General features: G+C 55.4%; 1 protein-coding gene. It reads right to left on the reverse strand.

Annotation, left to right across the window (positions count from 1 at the left end):
- Positions 1 to 30: 30 nt before the first annotated feature.
- Positions 31 to 321: a hypothetical protein gene (locus P0D96_RS48320; RefSeq protein WP_408321439.1), complete on the reverse strand. Its 291-nt coding sequence runs from the start codon at positions 319 to 321 to the stop codon at positions 31 to 33.
- Positions 322 to 605 lie beyond the last annotated feature (284 nt).

Consider the following 605-nt stretch of genomic DNA (forward strand, 5'->3'; position numbering starts at 1 on the left):
ACCTTCTGAATCCGCACTCAACCGACGATGTCAGATACCCGCGGAACCGTTGTGGCAAGCAAGGTGATGCAGCGAGAGGAGAGAGTGGGTTGACGCCAGGCATACCAAGCCAGTAGAGCGGCTTGCAGCATCGATGAGCTGCGCAGCCGTGAAGATCCCCACACCGAAATGCTTCGGCGACAGCTTCGCCTGCCACCCATGCAGCGACGGATAACCGCGCTCCGTCCTGTCGGTACTCAGGCCACGGACGTGGGCAATTGTATTCGCCCCGTAGCGGGCGTCATGGATGACACCGACAAGGGTCTTGGGACTGATCAGCATGGAAACTCGAGCGTGGACGCGTGACTTATCAAAGTTTTGAGAGTCGCAGAAAATAGGGTTTGAGTTTTCAGGAGTTTTTTATATTCACGTCCGTTTGGCCACCTCGGGAAGGGTGCTCGTAACGCACCTCTCGATGCTTTATCTCGGTCTTAAGAGCCTGTGCCTCTCTAGCGCTTTCAGATGATGGAGATTCTTGCATGACCAGTGCCACTCGGGATACCAATTTTGGGCGAGGACGGACGCTGGAAGTTGGCGATTTCCGTTACAGCTCGGATTCAGAAGGG

The sequence above is a fragment of the Paraburkholderia sp. RL17-347-BIC-D genome, from assembly GCF_046027915.1.
Taxonomy (GTDB): domain Bacteria; phylum Pseudomonadota; class Gammaproteobacteria; order Burkholderiales; family Burkholderiaceae; genus Paraburkholderia.